Source organism: Amycolatopsis sp. FU40 (assembly GCF_021903635.1).
Lineage (GTDB): Bacteria > Actinomycetota > Actinomycetes > Mycobacteriales > Pseudonocardiaceae > Amycolatopsis > Amycolatopsis dendrobii.
On the sequence record NZ_CP091381.1, the window covers coordinates 6392331 to 6410346 of the forward strand.

The following is an 18016-nucleotide window of genomic DNA, read 5'->3' on the forward strand; positions in this document are numbered from 1 at the left end:
GCTTAACGGGGTCTGGCCGGGAGCGCTCCCGGAGACTCCGGCCTTGACATCCCCCGTTACCTGCAACACACTCGTTCGGCATCTGGGAGCGCTCCCAGAACGACTTCCAAGGGGTTGACGACGGTGACAACGTTCCGGAAGGGCCTGGTGCTGGCACTGGGCATCACGATGACCGCGGTGAGCGCCGCGGCGTGCGGCGGTGGCGACGGCGACGTGCCCGCGGCGGCCGGGCCGAACGAGCACGTGGAACTGACGCTCGCGACGTTCACGGAGTTCGGCTACGAGGCGCTCATCCCGGAGTACGAGCGGCTGCACCCGAACATCAAGATCACCCACCGCAAGACCGGCCAGGGCGGGCCGTACGCCCAGGACATGATGACGAAGCTCGCGGCGGGCTCCGGACTGGCCGACGTGCAGGCCGTCGAGGAAGGCCACCTGTCGGACATCCTCAGCAAGTCCTCGAAGTTCAACGACCTCAGCCAGATCGGCCCCTCGGGCGTCGCGCCGGACCGGTGGCTTTCGTGGAAATACGAGGCGGGCAAGGACAAAAACGGCAAGCTCATCGGCTACGGCACGGACATCGGCCCGCTCGCCATGTGCTACCGCAAGGACCTGCTCGCCGCGGCCGGGCTGCCCAGCGACCCGGAGGCGGTGAAACCGCTCTTCGCCACCTGGGACAGCTATTTCGCGGCCGGCGCCCAGTACACCGCCAAGACCGGCAAGGCGTGGTTCGATTCGGCGGCGCAGAACTTCAACTCCATGGTCAACCAGCTGCCGGTCGGCTACCTCGACACCAACGACAAGCTCACCGTGGAGAACAACCAGGGCATCAAGGACGCCTGGGCGAAGGTGACCGACGCGGTCGCGAAAGGCGAATCGGCGAAGCTCACCGCGTTCAGCAACGAATGGAATTCCGGTTTCAAGCAGAGCGCGTTCGCCACGAAGGCCTGTCCGGCGTGGATGCTCGGCGTGATCAAGGAGCAGGCCGGGCCGGACAACGCGGGCAAATGGGCGGTCACCGCGGCGTTTCCCGGCGGAGGCGGCAACTGGGGCGGTTCGTATCTGACGGTGCCGAAGCAGAGCAAGCACCCGCGGGAGGCCGCTGAACTGGCCGCCTGGCTCACCGCACCGGAGCAGCAGATCAAGGCGTTCGAGGCCAAGGGCAACTTCCCGAGCCAGGCGAAGGCGCTGGAAAGCCCGCAGCTGCTCAACGCGACCGACGCGTACTTCGGCGGCGCGAAGATCGGCGAACTGTTCGCCGAGCAGGCGAAGAAGGTGGCGAAACCGCAGTACAAGGGCCCGAACGACGGTCAGATCCAGGAAAACGTGGCCAGCCCGGCGCTGCAGTCGGTGGAACAGGGAGCTTCGGCCGCGGACGGCTGGCAGCGGCTGGTCGACGGCGCGAAGAAACTCACCCGCTGACGATGACTGTCACCGACAAGACCGCTCCGGAAAGCCGGGCCACGCCGCGGCGACCCGCCGCGGCGCGGCCCGGCCTGCGGGACCGGATGGCGCGCTGGGACGTCAAAATCTCGCCCTATCTGTACGTGGCACCGTTCTTCATCGTATTCGCCATCGTGGGCATGTTCCCGTTGCTGTACACCGCGTATGTATCGCTGTTTTCCTGGAAAGCCGGCGACGACGACCCGGACTTCATCGGACTGGACAACTTCACGGAACTGTTCGCGGACACGCAGTTCTGGCACGCGCTGGAAAACACGGTCAGCATCTTCCTGTTGTCCAGCGTGCCTCAGCTGATCATCGCGGTCCTGCTCGCCGCGGTGCTCACGCTGCGGTTGCGCGGCGCGACCGGGTGGCGGGTCGGCATTCTGCTGCCCTACGCGGCGAGCCTGGTGGCACTCGGCATCATCTTCGCCAACCTGTTCGGGCCGCGGTACGGGCTCGTCAACGGCGTGCTCCAGACGCTCGGACTGTCCCCTGTGGACTGGCAGGCCAACCGGTTCGCCAGCCACGTCGCGATCGCGATCATGGTGAACTGGCGATGGACCGGCTACAACGCGCTGATCGTTCTCGCTGCCATGCAAGCGATTCCGAAGGAACTGCACGAGGCCGCACTGATCGACGGGGCAGGAACCGTGCGCCGTTTCACTCACGTGACGTTGCCGCTGCTCAGGCCCACGCTGATCTTCGTCACCATCACCTCGACGATCGGCGGGCTGCAGATCTTCACCGAGCCCAAGCTGTTCGACGCGATGCCCGGGTCGAACAACGGCGGTTCCACCCATCAGTTCCAGACCGTGACGCTGTATCTGTACCAGACCGCTTTCGAGAATTTCAATCTCGGCTACGCGTCCGCGATCGCGTGGGTGCTTTTCCTGATCATCGTCGTGATCGCGCTGATCAACTACTTCGTCACCGGGCGGCTCGCGGGGAGGCGCACATGAGCATGCAAGCAAGCTTGCGGGCGCGCGCGGTCCGGCTCGGCAAACCGGGCAAGGCGACGTACGGCGTGCTGATCGTGTTCGTGCTCGGCTCGCTGTTCCCGTTCTACTGGTCGTTTCTCGTGGCCAGCCGCGACAACGGAATGCTCACCGAACGGATACCGCCACTGCTGCCGGGCGGCAACTTCTTCGCCAACGCGGCGCGGGTATTCGACACCGTTCCGTTCTGGCGGGCGCTGGCGAACAGCGTCATTGTGTCCGGCACGGTCACGCTCACCACGGTGCTGTTCTCGTCGCTGGCCGGATTCGCCTTCGCCAAACTGCGCTTCCGCGGCCGCAACGGCTTGTTCGTGTTCATCGTGGTGACCCTCGCGGTGCCGACCCAACTCGGCATCATCCCGTTGTTCATCGCGATGTCGAAGCTCGGCTGGGCGGGCGGGCTGCAGTCGGTGATCGTGCCGAACCTGGTCACCGCCTTCGGCGTGTTCTGGATGCGGCAGTACACAGTGGACGCGTTGCCGTACGAGCTGATCGAAGCCGCGCGCGTGGACGGCTGCAGCATGATCCGGGTCTTCTGGAACGTGTGCCTGCCCGCCGTCCGCCCGGCCGCGGCGATCCTCGCGATGTTCACGTTCATGACGTCCTGGAACGATTTCCTGTGGCCGCTGGTGGTGCTCGACGCGGGCAATCCGACCGTGCAGGTGGCGCTGGAGAAACTGCAGAGCGGCTATTACGTCGACTATTCGCTGGTGCTCGCGGGCACCACGCTGGCCACGATTCCGATCCTCATCGTCTTCCTCCTGCTCGGCCGCCAGATCGTGGCCGGGATCATGCAAGGCGCCGTGAAAGGGTGACCATGTCCGCACAGCCGATCCCCGACGTGCTCGCGTTCCCGGACGCGTTCGTCTGGGGCGCCGCCACGGCGGCCTTCCAGGTCGAAGGATCGACCACAGTGGACGGACGCGAGGCGTCCGTCTGGGATACCTTCGCCGCGCGTCCGGGCGCGGTGGCCCGCGGCGACACCGGCGACCCGGCGGCCGACCACTACCGCCGCTACGCCGACGACGTGGCGTTGATGCGCTCGCTCGGACTCACCGCGTACCGGTTTTCCCTTTCCTGGCCCCGAATCCTTCCGCACGGCAAACCGGAGCCGCGCGGAATGGACTTCTACGACCGGCTCGTGGACCGGCTGCTGGCCGCGGGCATCCAGCCGTGGGCGACGCTGTATCACTGGGATCTTCCGCAGTCGCTGGAGGATCGCGGCGGCTGGACCGCGCGCGACACCGCGTACCGGTTCGCCGAATACGCCGAGACCGTCGCGGCCCGGCTCGGTGACCGCGTGGCGAGTTGGTCGACGCTGAACGAACCGTGGTGCGCGGCGATGCTCGGCTACGGTTCAGGCGTCCACGCGCCCGGCCGGACGTCGCCGGAAGGCGCTGTGGCGGCGGCGCATCACCTGCTGCTGGGACACGGACTGGCGATGGACGTGCTCCGGCAGCACACCAGCAGCCCGTCCGGGATCACGCTGAACCTGTACCCGGTCGTCGCGGATTCCCCGGCGGACGCCGACGCCGTCCGCCGGATCGACGGGCTGCAGAACCGGTTGTTCCTCGACCCGCTGCTGCGCGGCGGTTACCCCGCTGACCTGCGCGAGGACCTGGCCCGGTTCGGCTTCGACGCCGTGGTGCGCGACGGCGACGAGGCGGTGCTCGGCAAGCCGATCGACTGGCTGGGCGTGAACTACTACCGCGGCTACCGGGTGGCCGGTTCGGCGCGGCCGGGAAGCACGCCGGCGGGCCGGGAATGGCCCGGAGCCGACCACGTGCACTTCGTCCCGGACCCGGCCGCGCCGCGTACGGATTCCGGCTGGGAGGTGCGCCCCGGCGGGCTGACCGAATCGCTGCTGCAAGTGCATCGGGACTATCCGCCGGTGCCGTTGTACGTCACGGAGAACGGCGCGGCGTATCCGGACCTCCTGCGCGACGGCGAGGTTTCCGACGACGACCGCATCGCCTTCCTCGACGCGCATCTGCGGGCCGCACACGACGCGCTGGCTCACGGAGTTGATCTCCGGGGGTACTTCTACTGGTCGCTGCTGGACAATTTCGAATGGGCCGAAGGGTACGCGAAGCGCTTCGGTTTGGTGCACGTCGATTACCGCACTCAGCAGCGCACGCCGAAGCGCAGCGCACGGTGGTACGCGGAGGTGATCGCGCGCAATGCGCTGAGGTGACCTACTCCCGGGTTTATCCGCACCGCCGGGAATGACTTTCTCTTCCGGTTTCGCGTCACGAGGTCCGGACGCGGCCGTCGGACCAGTGCCGGGGCCGCCCCGAACGGCCCCGCGAGCGGAGACTGGAGTGTCCGATGACGGTGCGGAGCCGGGTGACCGACGAGGTCACCACGTGGCTGACCGGGGAATTCGCGGGCCGGGTGCCCGCCGAGGCGGTCAAGGTGGTGGTGCGGGCGGCCGGACGGGACCTCGACGGCAGGGTCGTCCCGGACGAGCACGGCGACCTGCTCTACCGAGTGGCGCGGGCCCGGTTGGTGCGGATGCTCTCCGCACCGGAAGAGCCGCGCATCCCGCGTTCGCGCGGGTAAGCCGAGATTGTGCCCGGACCCGCACGGGTCCGGGCACAAGACTTCTCCGGTGGCGTGCGGTAACCAGGCGCGCGCCGACCGTGTCCGACGCGTGCCGAGAGCCGCTACGAGCCCGGCATCCTGCTGCTCAGCGGCGCGTGCGAACGCTCCGGCGGCCACCAGACCTGGGCGGGCGGCGGGGGAACGTCGTCGTCCGGAAGCTCGAGTGCGTCCGCGCCGCTCTGCCAGCGGTTCCAGTGCACGGAACACAATCCGCGCCACAAGGAATCCTCCGCACAGTCCCGCCGGCGACACCTGCGTACCTGCTGCCCGCTATCAATCACGTCCACGACTCCAAACCGCGCTCAACCTCCCCGCCGGCTCCAGTCTGCCTCGGACCCGGCGGGAACGCCCCGTACTCGCGCCAACACAACCCTTGTGCAGCAACGGAACGAGAGATCTCACCCTACTCCAGCCGCCGGTGCGCGCACCGCGCGACCACAGTGCACTCTTTCAGCGGTTGACGCGTTCACCGCCCGGCGTCAGCGGTGAATCTCCTGTGCCGCAACGGAGAGTGCGCACCCGACGGCATACCGTAGATATGTCCACAATGGATGATCAACGCCGCGGATGGTGAGCGTCGTACTCGTGCGCGGCGGTGCGCTGGGTACGGGTGCGCAGGAGCTGCTCGTCCGGGGAGTCGTCCACATCGGCCAGTCCGAGCGCGACCGCGCGGCGGATCTGCTCGCGGTTGTCCCGCACGACGGAGGAGAAGAAGTCGTCGATGCGCGGATCCAGAAGGACTTCCAGCAGGACCCGGAAGGAGGTGTCGACGGTGGCGCGGACGATCTCGTCGTGGAACGGCAGCCTGCGCAGTTTGCCGAGCTGCGGGTCTTCGGAGATCTTTTCGGTGATGATGGCGCGCAGTTCGGTCTTGTTTTCGCTGAGGGATTTGGCGAGGTTCTCCGGGTAGTTCCCGGTTTCGAGGACCTTGACCACTTCGTCGAGGACGGCGATGGTCACCGGCTTTTTGATGGCGCGGACTATGGGTTCGGAGAGTTTGTCCACCAGGCGGTAGGTGAACTGCTCCCCCACGGCACGGTCGGCGGCCCTGCCCAGGCGGATGATCAGGAGAATTACGCCGAGCACGTGGTGGTTCGCGGTGAAGGCCGGATGCGCGACAGGGATCATCGCGAAGATTTCGTACCAGGTGCGGGCCAGGAACGCGGCACGCCAGGCTTGTTTGCGCCAGCGGTGGAGGAGTTCCAGGAAGAAGATGCCGCAGATGACGCAGTCCGCGATGAAGAACCAGTGGCTGATTTCTGGTGCCGGCGGGCTGATGAGGAGCCAGGCCAGCATGCCGGTGGAGACGACCGCCAGTGCGAGCATGATCCAGTCGTCGGCACGGACGTTGCCGGGGAGGATGCCGCTGTTGAGTTCGGCTTGGGCCGGACGGCCGGTGGTCATGCTGGCTCCCTGGTGGTGGAGGTGTGGCCGGGGGTGATGATCCCATGGGAGCGCCGGCGGGGCTGGGACCGAAGGGGCGTTTTGGACGGCTCGTGCTTCGCACATCGCCGGCGAGAGTTGCGGTGGGCCACCCCGAAGTTTGATTGTGCTGACGGTTCGGGGGGTGCTTGTCAAGGCGGGAAAGATGCCTTGACAAGCACCCCCGAACCGCAGGGCGGCTTCGTATCGGGGTTGGGGGAGGGCTGGGTGCCTCGATGGGTGGGTGCGCTGACCGCGGCTTTGGCGGGCGGGGGTTTGGTGCTCAGGCAGGAGGCGGGGTTGGTGCACAGGCTGCGGTTTGGCGGGCGGAGATTTGGTGCGCAGGCTGCGGGTTCGCGGTGGGCACGCGGCTTGGATGCTCGGCCGGGTCGGGGCTTGCGGCCGCTGCCCGGTGGGGACGAGTAGCGCCCCAATGTGGCATTGGGTGCGCCAGACGCACCGAACGCCACATTGGGTGCGTCGCATGCACCGAACGCCACATTGGGGCACATCCCGGCGACCGTGGTGAGGCAGGGGCCGTGAAGGGAGACCTTGAGGGAATCCACGTCCGTGCAGGGCCCCTCACGGAACGGGCGAGTGCCGCGAGGGGAACCCCGAGGGACGCAGAGTCCTTGAGGGGCCCTCACGGAACGCTTCGGAACCGGTTCACCTCGGAGTTCGCAGGGCGGACATCTTGACACCAAACACCCGGTACAGCAGGCTTTTCTCACGCCGCCTAGTTAGGAAAGTTTACTAACAAGGAGACCCCGAAAATGCCCGCTTCCCGGAAGGTGGCGTTGTTCGCCGCCGCTTCCGTTTCGCTTACCGCTGCGCTGGCCGGTGCTGGGCCCGCTGCCGCGGCTTCTGCTGCGCGGCCGTTTCCCGCGCACGTCACCTATCAGACCGGCGTCCGGCCCTCGGTCAGTCAGGCCGAGCAGGACGCAGCGGTCAAGAAGCAGTACGACTCCTGGAAGAAGACCTACCTCCGCCAGGCTTGCGGCGGTTACCTCGTCTGGGCGACCGACGACGCGCCCAACAAGGGCACGGTCTCCGAGGCTCAGGGATACGGGATGAACATCGTCCCGTTGATGGCGGGCTACGACGACCAGGCCAAGACGATTTTCGACGGGATGTGGAAGTTCGTCCAGGACCACCGGGACAGCAAGGGGCTCTTCCAGTGGGTGATCGACGGCAAGACCTGCAAGTACGCCGACGACGGCACGCCTGACTCGGCCACCGACGGCGACCTCGACGTCGGCTACGGGCTGATTCTCGCGGACAAGCAGTGGGGCGGCTACAGCGCCGCCGCCAAGGACTGGCTTGCCAAGATCTACAAGTACGACGTCGCGTCCGACGGGCATCTCAAGATCGCCGACGACGCGGGCAACGACGACACCCGGCCGTCCGACTTCATGCTTGACCACCTGCGCGCCTTCGCGAAGTACGACACCGCGCACGACTGGAACAAGGTCGTCACCCGGACCGAGCAGCTGATCACTCAGTTCACCGCCAAGTACTCGCCGGACGCGAATCTGCTGTCCGACTTCGTGGTCGGGGCGAACACCAACAGCCCGAAGCCGGCGCCCGCGGATCACCTGGAGAACCAGCCGGACAACATCGTCGGCTACAACTCAGTTCGCGTGCCTTGGCATATGGGCACCGACGCGCTGCTGTACGGCGGCAAGGTCGCGACCGAGGTCGCCAAGAAGGAATCGGCCAGCTACAAGAGCCACTCCGGCGGCAACCCGGCCAAGATCTATCCGCACACCAAACTGGACGGGACGCCGACCAAGACCAGCGATCAGTCCGAGGTCGCGGCCAACCCGGTCGGGGTCGCGGCGATGGTCGCGGGCGATCAGGCGTGGACCGATTCGCTGTGGAAGTACCTGGGAAGCAACCCATACGACGACACCTACTACGGCGAGACCATCAAGCTGCTCGTCTACCTGGTGATGTCCGGCAACTACTGGGCCCCGTGACCCCGGACCTGCCCGCGCGGACGGCTAACCGGCCGCGTCCGTGCGGGCAGGCGGGCACGTACCGCCGGGGGCGGTCAGCAGTTCGAAGTGCCACATCTCGTTCGCGTACACCTGGCACAGGCCGTATTTCTCGCCGTGCTGGATGAGCCAGTCGGCGGCTCGGGTGGGGGCGACGTCGACGGCCTTGCCGGACACGTGCGTCGATTTTTCCGGCGTGTTCACGAACTTCCGCGCCTCTTCCAGGCTGCCGTACTTTTCGATGCCGCCGTCGAGCAGCTTCTGCTGGTACTCCTTCGTCCGCCAACCTGACGCGATGTGAATGTCCACTTTGCGCTGACGGGCGTCGGTCGCCGCCTCCTGCAACGCTTTTCGCAATGCCGGATCGAGATTCCCGACGGCGGGGTAGCTCGTGTCGAAGGGCGTGAGCGTGACGCCTTCCGGGGCGCCGCCTTGAGCCGGGTCGTGGTCGGGATCGCCGTCGAGCACCGGGAGGCCGGAGCACCCGGCGACGAGGAACGCGGGCAGCATGAGCAGGATCTTGTTCCGCAGCACGCCGCAACTATCGCGAGCGGGTATCCCCGGAAGGTCCGGCGAATGTCCGCGCCGCGTAACAAGACCGCATGCTCAGGTAACGCCTCAGGCGGTCAGCCCGATCCCCGCTTCGGCGGTGTTGACCAGGAAGGTCAACGTCTCGTAGAAGTACAGCTCCACAGTGGACGCGTCGTGGCTGGAGTATCCGATGGACAGATCCTGTCCGAAGTGGAGCTCGTAGTCGCCGCCGCGGGTAGACAGGACGCAGGCGCCGTTGATCGCGGGCGTGCGGATGAGTTCGCCGTCCACGATCTGCTTCAGGTGTTCCAGCACCGGATAACCGTGGTTGGCCGCCTCGTACGCGGCGGTGAACTCGTCGTCGCTGAGCAGGACGGTGTACGGGCCGGCGACGCCCGCGTCACGCAGTTCGGCGATCGCGTCTCCGATCGCCTTCGGGTAGCCCGGAGCCTCCGGCGGAAGCGCGATCGGCGACAGCGACGAGGCCGGACGAATCCCGGTGATGCCCGCCTCGGCGAAACCGTCGAGCACGATCCGGTCCTCGGCGTACGCGATCTGCTGCGCGGCATCCTTCACCGGCTGCCAGTCCGCGTCCTTCGCGCCCCACTCGACCGAATCGACTTCCTCGCGCGACACCGTGAACGGCACCCGCAGTTCCACGACTCGCTGCGCCGTGCGCAGGCTCGTCGCGACGCCGTCGAACTTGCCGCCGACGCGCTCGCGGCGCCCGGTGCCAACCGCGGCGAGTGTCGGGTCGCCGGTGACGACGACGTCGACCACCCGGCGCGCCGCGGCGAACTCGGCGAAGGTGCGCTTCGCTTCCTCTTCCAGATCCGCCCACGCGGCGGCGGAGATCGGGGCGAGTTCGCGATGCAGGTTGTTCATGACCGAATGCTCCTTCGCAGGCTTCCGATGCCCAGCGACGTCCCGGCGGGCGTCGCGGCAGCCGGCGGTTCCGGCTCGGGCGGGGCGTCCGGCGGATCTTCGAGGAAGTCCGCGGTCGGCACGTAGAACAGTGCGCCGGTGTGCGGCGTGGAGAAGTCGAGAATCCGGTCGTAGGTGCCCGGCGGCGACCCGACGAACATGTTCTCCAGCATTTTCTCGATCACCGCCGGAGATTTGGTGTAGCCGATGAAATAGGTGCCGAACTCGTCGTGCCCTGGACGGCCGAAGGGCATGTTGTCGCGCAGGATGTCGAGTTCGTTGCCCTCGTCGTCGGTGATCACGTTGAGCGCGATGTGCGCGTCGGCGGGCTTTTCCTCGTCCGGCATCTCCACATCGGACAGTTTGCGCCGTCCGATCACCAGCTCCTGCTGTTCGGTGGTGAGCGCGTTCCACGCCGCCATGTCGTGCAGGTACTTCTGCACGACCACGTAGCTGCCCCGGTTGAAGGGTTCGTCGTCGTCCACCAGCACCGCCTGGTGGACCCCGTTGCCGGTCGGATTCTCCGTGCCGTCGACGAAGCCGAGCACGTCGCGCGCATCGAAGTACCGGAAGCCCTGCACCTCGTCGAGTACCTTCACCGAACCGCGCAGCCGGTCCATGATCAGCGATTCCAGCTCGAAGCAGAGGTCGAGCCGCTCGGCACGGAGGTGGAACAGCAGGTCGGCCCCGGCGGTGACGACGCTCGTGTGCTTCTCGCCGGAGAAAACCGGCAGCTCGTGCAGTTCCGCGGGCCGCGGACCGCCGTAGATCCGGTCCCATGCCGCCGACGAGATCCCGGCGACACAGGTCAGCCCGACCCCGGCGTCGCGGAAACCGACCGCGCGCTGCAACCCGGCGAGGTCGGCGAGGAGGTCCTTCGCGGTCTGTTCGGCACCGGCGTCGACCTGGACCATCAGGAAGATCGCCGCCCTGGTCAACGGCGCCGAAACGGCCTGCGGCTCAGGCGGTTCAAGGTCCCCCGCTTGCACGCTCGCGCACCCCTTCTCGCCCGGTGACCGTCCGACCGCATCCTAACCACGGACGGGCGAGTGCACCCGGCATCACCACTCGGGCGGGGTAACCGGCGGGGTAACCGTCAGACGAAGTGCGTGAGCAGCGCCGCGACATCGGCTTCCAATCCGTCCGCGGCGGCGTCCTGACCGGCGAGTTGCTGCAGCAGAGCCCGCTGGAACAAGCCGTCGAAGGCGGCGTACGCGACCTCCGGCGACACCTGGGCCGGCCGGCCGGTGAACTCGGCGTAGCGCCGCACGACGCGCCACACCATGTCCTGACGCTGTTCGTCGATGTCGAGCACATCGCCGCGGAAGGACTCCTCGAACAGGCTCTGGTTGCGCAGGTCGTACCAGAGGCGGTGCATTGCCGCGTCGGTCCGCAGCGTGCCGGCCATCGCCGCGCCGAAGCCGTGTTTCAGCTCCTCGGCCGAGCCCGCCTCCGCCACCACGTCGTCGTAGCGAGTCACGCAGACCTCTTCGAACTTGCGAACCGCGTAGGTGAGCAGCTCGACCTTGTCCGCGAAGTAGTAGTGCAGGACGCCGTGCGAGAAGTCGGATTTCTGGGCGATTTCGCGCAGGCTCGTGCGGGCATAGCCCAGCTCGGCCAGCGCCTGCAGCGCGGACTCGGCCAGCTGCTCGCGGCGCTGGGCGAACTTGTCCACGGCGCGGCGGGAGATGCGCTCCTTCGCCTGTGTCACACCCGGCAGTCTAGCGCGCCACCGATTCTTGACGAGTGTCCAAGAAAATCTTGACGACTGTCCAAAGTTGGCTACGGTGTGACCTACACCGCACTCGCGGCACGTCTCAAGGAGGAGATGTCGATGGGTTCGTACGACCTGACCGGGCGCACCGCGCTGGTCACCGGCGGCGCACAGGGCCTGGGCCAGGGCATGGCCGAGGCGCTCGCGAAGGCAGGCGCGGCCGTGGTCATCGCCGACGTCCAGGAGGACCTCGGCCGTCAGACCGCCGACGCGATCAAGCAGAGCGGGGCCAGCAGCGGATTCGTCCGGCTGGACGTGACCGACGACGACAACTGGGCGCGGGCGGTCGAGGCCGTGGTCGGCGAGCACGGCGGGCTCGACATCGTCGTGAACAACGCGGGCGTGGAGATCACCGGTCTCGTCGCCGACCTCGACCCGGCCGACGTGCGCAAGATGCTCGAGGTCAACGTGCTCGGCACCTCGCTCGGCGTGAAGCACGCGTTCCGCGCCATGCGTCCTGGCGGCGTCGCCGGACGCGGCGGCGCGGTCGTGAACATCGCCTCGGTGGCCGCGACCATCGCTTTCCCCGGCATCGCGGGCTATTCGGCGACGAAGTCGGCGGTGGACCGGCTCACCCGTGTCGCGGCGATGGAGGCCGGGAAGCTCGGCTACGGCGTGCGGGTCAACTGCGTGTACCCGGGCCTGGTTCCGACGCAGATGGGCAACCAGCTCGCGGCCGACGTGGTCGACGTCGGCCTGTTCCCGAGCATCGAGGACGCGATCGGCGCGGTGGTCGCGCAGACCCCGGCCGGACGGCTCGGCGAGGTCGCGGACATGGCCGACGCCGTGGTGTTCCTCGCCTCCGACGCCGCCCGCTTCATCACCGGCGCCGGCCTCCCGGTCGACGGCGGCATGGGCATGTGAATCCCCTCCAGCGCTCCGGCACTTCAAGAAAGGAAAACCAGTCGTGACCAAGCCCGTCGTCGTTTACGGCGCGTCCGGCTACACCGGCCGCCTGATCTGCGAATACCTCCGCGAGTACAACGTGGCATTCACCGCGGCCGGCCGGGACAAGGCCCGGGTGCAGGCCGCGCTCGACCACATTCCCGGCCTCGACACGGTGGACCACGAGGTCGTCGAGGTCTCCCACGAAACCGGTCCGCTCACCGAGCTTTTCCGGGACGCGTCGGTCGTGTGCAACACCGTCGGCCCGTTCAGCGAATACGGTCACGAGGTCGTCCAGGCTTGTCTCGAATCCGGAACGCACTACCTCGACACCACCGGTGAGCAGGATTGGCTGATCTCCGCCGAAGAACGCTACGGCGCGGACATGGCCGCCAAGGGCCTGCTGCTCTCCCCCGGCATCGCGCAGATGTACACCACCGGCGAGATCGCCGCCAACCTCTGCCTTGAGACGCCCGGACTGGACACTTTGGACATCCTGGTGTTCTGGAAGGGTTACCCCACAGTCGCTTCCACGCAGACCATCCTGGTGAACGCCGCGCTGTCCGCCGCGTATTACCTTGAGCAGAACGAATACGCGCCATGGCCTGCCGACGGCGGACTGCAAGACGTCGCCGTGCCGGGGCACCACGAGATCGGGCTCGCGCTGCCGTGGGGCGGTACGTCGCATCCGGTGTGGTTCAAGAACGATCCGCGCGTGGCCAACGTGAAGGCGGTCGGCGGCGTGTTCGACCGGGCGCTGATGCAGGGCGTGCCGCAGATCGTCGCGGCCGTGCTGGAGCAGGTGAAAGATCTGCCGCTGGAAGAAAAACTCAAGGTGCTGCACGAGCAGGCGGCCGCGGTCCGGGACGAAATGCCGCCAAGGGAAAACCAGCGGATCAACACGTCGCTGGACTCGGTGCACGCGTCCGGCCCGCTCGGCCGCGCGCATTGCGTGATCCACGGGACCTGCAATTACAAGCAGACTGGGCTGATGCAGGCGTACGCGGCGTACTCGCTGCTGCAACAGCCGCCGCGGCGGGCCGGGTTCGCGTCGGCGTGCCAGGCGTTCGGGCACCGCGAACTGCTCGGCGTGCTGCGGTCGTTCGGGCTGGTCTCGAATCCGGTTCTGACGGTGCAGTCCTGAGACGGGGAGACGAGCGGTGCGACTGACCGATTACCTCGACAAGGGCGCCTCGCTGGGTCCGTCGGCTCCGTGCCTCACCACGGACGGCGGTTCGCTCAGCTACGGCGAGGTCCAGCAGCTGTCCTGGCGGGTCGCCCGTGCGCTCGCGCGTTCCGGCGTGCGACCGGGCGACAAGGTGGCGATCCTCTCCGCCAACGACCCGGTGTCGTTCGGGTGCGTCTTCGGCATCAGCCGGGCAGGGGCGGTCTGGTGCCCGGTCAACCCGCGCAACGAAGCGGCGGAGAACCGGGAGTTGCTCGACCTGTTCGACTGCACGTGCCTGCTCGTGCAGGAGTCGTTCGCACCGCTCGTCTCCCGCATCGCCGGACAGCTGCCGAAGCTCGCCACCGTGGTGTGCCTCGACGGCTCGTTCGACGGCGCGATCCCGCTGGCCGAATGGCTCGACGGGCTTGCCGATTCGCCCTGGCAAGCGGATCCGCCGGACGACACGGCGATGCTCGTCGGCACCGGCGGCACCACCGGACGGCCGAAGGGCGTGGTGCTGACCGGGCACAACGTCGAAACCATGTCGGCGCTGACGTTGATGAGCTACCCGTTCCAGCCGCGTCCGCGCTACCTCGCGCTGGCCCCGCTCACGCACGCCGCCGGGGTGCTGTGCTTCCCGGTCCTGGCGCTGGGCGGCGAAATCGTGGTGATGCCGTCGCCGGAGCTCGGCCGGTTCCTCGAACTGATCGAACGGCACCGGATCACGCACACTTTCTTGCCGCCGACGCTGATTTACCTGCTGCTGGACCATCCTGGACTGTCCACAACAGACTTCAGCTCGCTGGAATGCCTGTGGTACGGGGCCGCGCCGATGTCCGCTGCCCGGCTGGAGGAGGCGATCGCCCGGATCGGTCCGGTGCTCGGGCAGCTGTTCGGGCAGAGCGAGGCACCGATGATGATTTCCACGCTGGCCCCGGCCGACCATTTCCATCCGGACGGTTCCCTGGCGCGCGAACGCTTCACCTCCGCGGGCCGTCCGACGCCGCTGACGCAGGTGGCGATCATGGCCGAAGACGGAACCCTGCTGCCGCGCGGCGAACGCGGCGAGATCGTCGTGCGCGGGCCGCTGGTGATGCCGGGCTACTACCGCAATCCCGAGGCCACCGCGGACGTCAGCAGGCACGGCTGGCACCACACCGGCGACATCGGCTACCTCGACGAGGAGAACTTCCTGTACGTCGTGGACCGGGCGAAAGACATGATCATCACCGGCGGGTTCAACGTCTACTCGGCCGAGGTGGAGCAGGCGCTGATGACGCATCCCGCGGTGCAGGACTGCGCGGTGGTCGGCTTGCCGCACGAGAAGTGGGGCGAGCAGGTGACCGCGGTCGTCCAGCTCCACAACGGACGGTCCGCGGCTCCGGACGAACTGCGGGCCACGGTGAAGGACCTGCTCGGCAGCGTGAAGACGCCGAAGGAGGTCCTGCTCTGGCCGGATCTGCCGCGGTCGAAGGTCGGAAAGGTGCTGAAGACCGACGTCAGGGCGCAATTGCTGGCCGAGCGAGCTTAGAACTGCCCGCCGCCCGCGTGCACCGTCTGACCAGTGACCCAGCGGGCCTGGTCCGACGCCAGGAACCCCACGATGTCCGCGATGTCGCCGGGTTCGGCGATCCGGCCGAGCGGCGTCTGCTTCGCGCTGTACTCGACCACACCCGGCGGCCCGTCCGCGAGGAGTGCCTCGGTGCGGACCGCGCCCGGGAGGACGCTGTTCACCGTCACTCCGCGCGGGCCGAGTTCCTTCGCCAGCACACGCACGAACTGGTCTCCGGCGGCCTTCGCGGCGCCGTAGATTCCGGTGCCGGGCCGGGCCGTCGCAACCACTCCGCTCGACACCACGACGATCCGGCCGCCGTCGCGTACTCGCCGGGCGGCCTCGCGCAAGGCGACGAAGGTGGGTCTCAAGTTGGTGGTGAAGATCAGGTCGTAGACCTCGTCGGTGGCTTCGGCGAGCGGCACGAACCGGGCGATCCCCACGTTCGCGACGACCACGTCGAGACCGCCGAGTTCCTGTTCCGTGCGGTCGAAAAGGCCGCGCAGCTCGGCGTCGTCGGTGACGTCCGCGCGCAGGGCGATCGCCTGCCCGCCGTCCGCGCGGATCTTGGCGACGACGGCCTCGGCCGAGTCCTGATCGGAGCGGTAGTTGACCGCGACGGAAAGCCCGTCCGCGCCGAGCCGTTCCGCGATGGCCCTGCCGATCCCGCGCGAACTCCCGGTGACCAAAGCCGCTCTTGTCTGCACGGCGTCATTCTAGTGGTGCCCGAAGTGCTGTCCCTCGTCGGCGAAACCGTGCGCGGCAAGAAAAACCATCGTCGCCACCGCGAACATCAGCAGAATTCCGACTGCCAGCTTCCGCCGCGGCGGTGCGGCTCCGAATTCCGTGACCAGCTGGTTTCCGGCCAGCAGAAGCAGCGGCTGCCAACGGGGCCGCGCCGCAGGCGCAGGCAGATCCGCGACCACCTCGTCGAGTTCGTGCCGGTATCGCGCCGCATAGACGGTGGTGACCCGTTCTTCGACCTCGGCCAGGCTCAATCGCCCCTCGCCCGCCGCGTTGTTCAGGGCTTTCGTCGTCTGCTCGCGTTCGGCGTCGGAGCAGCGGACGGGTCGGTCTTCAGTCATGCTTTCCTCCCGGATACGGCTGGAATCAGCCGAACCGCCGCCTTCGCGAGCGGTTCGCGGACCACGAGCCCGAGCGCACCGACCCCGGCGCCGACCACGAACCCCGCGAGCACGTCGTGCGGGTAATGCGCCCCGACGTACACCCGCGAAATTCCCATCAGCACCGCGAAAACGAGCGCCCAGAGTCCCCACTTGCGGTTGACCAGCAACAACGCCACCGCGAACGCGGCGACGACGACCGTGTGGTTGCTGGGAAACGCGTAGTCGGCCGGCGGATCGCACGGCAGCAGCGTGTGCACGCCCGGAACCACCCGGCACGGCCGGACCTCGGCGAACACCGATTTCAGCACTGTGTCCACGGCGAGCGCCACCGCGATCGCGATCGGCACCCACGCCGCGGCCGCGAGCGCCGCCGGCCCCCTGGTCCGCGCGCGCCAGAGCAGCGCGAGGATCACCGGTGCCACCAGGAACACCCCGTACTCGCTGAACGTCGTTGCGATTCCAGCCAGCCAGTGCTGTGACCAGGCGAAATCCGTGACTTCGCGGTATAAGCCAGCGTCGATCATCGCGTGGCGCTCCTTCGTGCGCGGACCAGTTCGACCAGCAGCGGGCTCAGCGAAAGCAGCACCACCACGGCGATGATCGGCAGCAGGTACGTGTCGATGCTGGGCACCGACGCACCCAGCCCGTACCCGGCGAGCGTCACCCCGACCGTCCACAGCAGACCGCCGAGCACCTGCCACATCGCGAACTTCGCGGCGGGCATCCCGGCGATGCCGACGAGCGGGTTCAGCACCGTCCGGACCACCGGGATGAACCGCGCCAGCACCACCGCCTTGCCCAGCCCGTATCGGGTGAGCAGCGCCGATCCGCGCGCGACGCCCTCGTGCAGGTGCTTGCTCCGCACGCGGACGAGCAGCGCGCCGCCGCCACGCCGGCCGAGGAGGTATCCGACCTGCGCGCCGAGCAGTGCTCCGGCGGCCGCGGCGACTATGACAGCGGCGAGGGGCAGGTGCAGCTTCGACGAGGCCGCCAGCACCCCTGCGGTGAACAACAGCGAGTCGCCCGGCAGGAAGAAGCCCACGAGCAGGCCGGTCTCGGCGAACATCACCGCGAAGACGCCGAGCGGGCCGAACGCGGCCAGCAGCCACTTCGGGTCGAGCATGCCCACCTCCAACTACTACACAACTGTCGAAATTCTACATGAACGTAGTAGCGAGCCGGGTTGCTTCGACAAACCGGTAGAATTTGGCTCATGCGCAACGGACGGGGCGAGAGCGCCCGGCGGGCTCCCGGCGAGCTGGAGGCCGAGGTGCTCGCGGTGCTGTGGGAATCCGACGAGCCGATGTCGGCCGCGGGCGTGCAGGAACGGATCGGCGGCGGACTGGCCTACACCACCGTCGTCACGATCCTGTCCCGGCTGTTCGAGAAAGGCGTGGCGACCAGGGAGAAGCAGGGCCGCTCGTTCACCTACCGCGCCGCCGACGACGAACCAGGGCTCGCCGCCCGCCGGATGAGCAAGGTGCTCGACGCCGAGGCGGACCGGTCCAGCGTGCTGGCGAAATTCGTGTCGAATCTGTCCGAATCGGACGAGGCCGTGCTGCGCGACCTGCTGCGCCAGAACGGCGGCTGA

Annotated in this window: 20 protein-coding genes; 10 read left to right on the top strand and 10 right to left on the bottom strand. The window is 67.8% G+C overall.

All coding sequences use genetic code 11. From position 1 onward, the window contains the following. Window positions 1–123: 123 nt before the first annotated feature. The 5 genes from L3Q65_RS29855 to L3Q65_RS29875 all read left to right on the top strand — a co-directional run bounded on the left by L3Q65_RS29855 (window position 124) and on the right by L3Q65_RS29875 (window position 5003). Entirely contained in the window at window positions 124–1422 is a 1299-nt protein-coding gene (locus tag L3Q65_RS29855; RefSeq protein ID WP_182889890.1) for an ABC transporter substrate-binding protein, read from the top strand. 2 nt (window positions 1423–1424) lie between these two features. After that, on the top strand, window positions 1425–2405 hold the full coding sequence (locus L3Q65_RS29860) for a carbohydrate ABC transporter permease (RefSeq protein WP_237597228.1): 981 nt from the start codon (window positions 1425–1427) through the stop codon (window positions 2403–2405). Window positions 2406–2407: 2 nt separating this feature from the next. Continuing rightward, a complete protein-coding gene (locus L3Q65_RS29865; RefSeq protein WP_237600951.1) occupies window positions 2408–3256 on the top strand; it encodes a carbohydrate ABC transporter permease in 849 nt (282 codons plus the stop codon). Window positions 3257–3258: 2 nt separating this feature from the next. Beyond that, on the top strand, window positions 3259–4635 hold the full coding sequence (locus tag L3Q65_RS29870; protein WP_182889887.1) for a GH1 family beta-glucosidase: 1377 nt from the start codon (window positions 3259–3261) through the stop codon (window positions 4633–4635). Window positions 4636–4769: 134 nt separating this feature from the next. After that, window positions 4770–5003 carry a hypothetical protein gene (locus L3Q65_RS29875; RefSeq protein ID WP_182889886.1) on the top strand — a complete coding sequence of 78 codons (234 nt, stop codon included), beginning with the start codon at window positions 4770–4772 and terminating at the stop codon, window positions 5001–5003. Between the two features lie 104 nt (window positions 5004–5107). Here the strand turns inward: L3Q65_RS29875 and L3Q65_RS29880 are convergent, their stop codons facing one another. Then, a complete protein-coding gene (locus tag L3Q65_RS29880) occupies window positions 5108–5245 on the bottom strand; it encodes a hypothetical protein (protein ID WP_237597229.1) in 138 nt (45 codons plus the stop codon). Between the two features lie 355 nt (window positions 5246–5600). Next, entirely contained in the window at window positions 5601–6449 is an 849-nt protein-coding gene (locus L3Q65_RS29885) for an ion transporter (RefSeq protein WP_182889885.1), read from the bottom strand. 791 nt (window positions 6450–7240) lie between these two features. On the opposite strand from L3Q65_RS29885, the gene L3Q65_RS29890 reads away from it, so the two are divergent. Then, window positions 7241–8446: a glycosyl hydrolase family 8 gene (locus L3Q65_RS29890; protein WP_182889884.1), complete on the top strand. Its 1206-nt coding sequence runs from the start codon at window positions 7241–7243 to the stop codon at window positions 8444–8446. Window positions 8447–8470: 24 nt separating this feature from the next. Here L3Q65_RS29890 and L3Q65_RS29895 read toward each other — a convergent pair whose 3' ends face one another. From L3Q65_RS29895 to L3Q65_RS29910, 4 genes are all read right to left on the bottom strand, one after another. Then, complete coding sequence (locus L3Q65_RS29895) at window positions 8471–8998, bottom strand: M15 family metallopeptidase (protein WP_182889883.1); 528 nt, start codon at window positions 8996–8998, stop codon at window positions 8471–8473. Between the two features lie 84 nt (window positions 8999–9082). Next, a complete protein-coding gene (locus L3Q65_RS29900) occupies window positions 9083–9880 on the bottom strand; it encodes a family 1 encapsulin nanocompartment shell protein (RefSeq protein ID WP_182889882.1) in 798 nt (265 codons plus the stop codon). After that, window positions 9877–10908, bottom strand: coding sequence for a Dyp-type peroxidase (locus L3Q65_RS29905; RefSeq protein ID WP_237597230.1), 1032 nt, complete (start codon window positions 10906–10908; stop codon window positions 9877–9879). The genes L3Q65_RS29900 and L3Q65_RS29905 overlap by 4 nt, the downstream gene beginning before the upstream one ends. 107 nt (window positions 10909–11015) lie before the next feature. Continuing rightward, window positions 11016–11630 carry a TetR/AcrR family transcriptional regulator gene (locus tag L3Q65_RS29910; RefSeq protein ID WP_043828030.1) on the bottom strand — a complete coding sequence of 205 codons (615 nt, stop codon included), beginning with the start codon at window positions 11628–11630 and terminating at the stop codon, window positions 11016–11018. 78 nt (window positions 11631–11708) lie between these two features. On the opposite strand from L3Q65_RS29910, the gene L3Q65_RS29915 reads away from it, so the two are divergent. Genes L3Q65_RS29915 through L3Q65_RS29925 form a run of 3 tightly spaced genes read left to right on the top strand, consistent with a single transcriptional unit; the run spans window position 11709 to window position 15277 of the window. Further along, on the top strand, window positions 11709–12557 hold the full coding sequence (locus L3Q65_RS29915) for an SDR family NAD(P)-dependent oxidoreductase (RefSeq protein ID WP_237597231.1): 849 nt from the start codon (window positions 11709–11711) through the stop codon (window positions 12555–12557). Between the two features lie 43 nt (window positions 12558–12600). Beyond that, window positions 12601–13722 carry a DUF5938 domain-containing protein gene (locus L3Q65_RS29920; RefSeq protein WP_182889880.1) on the top strand — a complete coding sequence of 374 codons (1122 nt, stop codon included), beginning with the start codon at window positions 12601–12603 and terminating at the stop codon, window positions 13720–13722. Between the two features lie 16 nt (window positions 13723–13738). Beyond that, window positions 13739–15277: a long-chain fatty acid--CoA ligase gene (locus L3Q65_RS29925; protein ID WP_237597232.1), complete on the top strand. Its 1539-nt coding sequence runs from the start codon at window positions 13739–13741 to the stop codon at window positions 15275–15277. On the opposite strand, the gene L3Q65_RS29930 is transcribed toward L3Q65_RS29925, so the two are convergent. From L3Q65_RS29930 to L3Q65_RS29945, 4 genes are read right to left on the bottom strand one after another with little or no spacing between them, the layout of a single operon-like run. Then, window positions 15274–16005 (bottom strand): SDR family oxidoreductase, encoded by a 732-nt coding sequence (locus L3Q65_RS29930; protein WP_182889878.1) that lies wholly within the window; start codon window positions 16003–16005, stop codon window positions 15274–15276. The genes L3Q65_RS29925 and L3Q65_RS29930 overlap by 4 nt on opposite strands. Before the next feature lie 9 nt (window positions 16006–16014). After that, window positions 16015–16383 carry a DUF1707 domain-containing protein gene (locus L3Q65_RS29935; RefSeq protein WP_237597233.1) on the bottom strand — a complete coding sequence of 123 codons (369 nt, stop codon included), beginning with the start codon at window positions 16381–16383 and terminating at the stop codon, window positions 16015–16017. Then, a complete protein-coding gene (locus tag L3Q65_RS29940) occupies window positions 16380–16949 on the bottom strand; it encodes a phosphatase PAP2 family protein (RefSeq protein WP_182889876.1) in 570 nt (189 codons plus the stop codon). The genes L3Q65_RS29935 and L3Q65_RS29940 overlap by 4 nt, the downstream gene beginning before the upstream one ends. Next, on the bottom strand, window positions 16946–17548 hold the full coding sequence (locus tag L3Q65_RS29945; protein ID WP_182889875.1) for a DedA family protein: 603 nt from the start codon (window positions 17546–17548) through the stop codon (window positions 16946–16948). Before L3Q65_RS29945 ends, L3Q65_RS29940 begins: the two co-directional genes overlap by 4 nt. A 90-nt stretch (window positions 17549–17638) precedes the next feature. On the opposite strand from L3Q65_RS29945, the gene L3Q65_RS29950 reads away from it, so the two are divergent. Continuing rightward, on the top strand, window positions 17639–18016 hold the full coding sequence (locus L3Q65_RS29950; RefSeq protein WP_043828018.1) for a BlaI/MecI/CopY family transcriptional regulator: 378 nt from the start codon (window positions 17639–17641) through the stop codon (window positions 18014–18016).

What these genes read in the sequence shown, in the direction of transcription:
- L3Q65_RS29860 (WP_237597228.1), top strand. Translation starts at nt 1,425, where the DNA reads ATGACTGTCACCGACAAGACCGCTCCGGAAAGCCGGGCCACGCCGCGG.
- L3Q65_RS29865 (WP_237600951.1), top strand. Translation starts at nt 2,408, where the DNA reads ATGCAAGCAAGCTTGCGGGCGCGCGCGGTCCGGCTCGGCAAACCGGGC.
- L3Q65_RS29870 (WP_182889887.1), top strand. Translation starts at nt 3,259, where the DNA reads ATGTCCGCACAGCCGATCCCCGACGTGCTCGCGTTCCCGGACGCGTTC.
- L3Q65_RS29875 (WP_182889886.1), top strand. Translation starts at nt 4,770, where the DNA reads ATGACGGTGCGGAGCCGGGTGACCGACGAGGTCACCACGTGGCTGACC.
- L3Q65_RS29885 (WP_182889885.1), bottom strand. Translation starts at nt 6,449, where the DNA reads ATGACCACCGGCCGTCCGGCCCAAGCCGAACTCAACAGCGGCATCCTC.
- L3Q65_RS29890 (WP_182889884.1), top strand. Translation starts at nt 7,241, where the DNA reads ATGCCCGCTTCCCGGAAGGTGGCGTTGTTCGCCGCCGCTTCCGTTTCG.
- L3Q65_RS29900 (WP_182889882.1), bottom strand. Translation starts at nt 9,880, where the DNA reads ATGAACAACCTGCATCGCGAACTCGCCCCGATCTCCGCCGCCGCGTGG.
- L3Q65_RS29935 (WP_237597233.1), bottom strand. Translation starts at nt 16,383, where the DNA reads ATGACTGAAGACCGACCCGTCCGCTGCTCCGACGCCGAACGCGAGCAG.
- L3Q65_RS29940 (WP_182889876.1), bottom strand. Translation starts at nt 16,949, where the DNA reads ATGATCGACGCTGGCTTATACCGCGAAGTCACGGATTTCGCCTGGTCA.
- L3Q65_RS29945 (WP_182889875.1), bottom strand. Translation starts at nt 17,548, where the DNA reads ATGCTCGACCCGAAGTGGCTGCTGGCCGCGTTCGGCCCGCTCGGCGTC.
- L3Q65_RS29950 (WP_043828018.1), top strand. Translation starts at nt 17,639, where the DNA reads ATGCGCAACGGACGGGGCGAGAGCGCCCGGCGGGCTCCCGGCGAGCTG.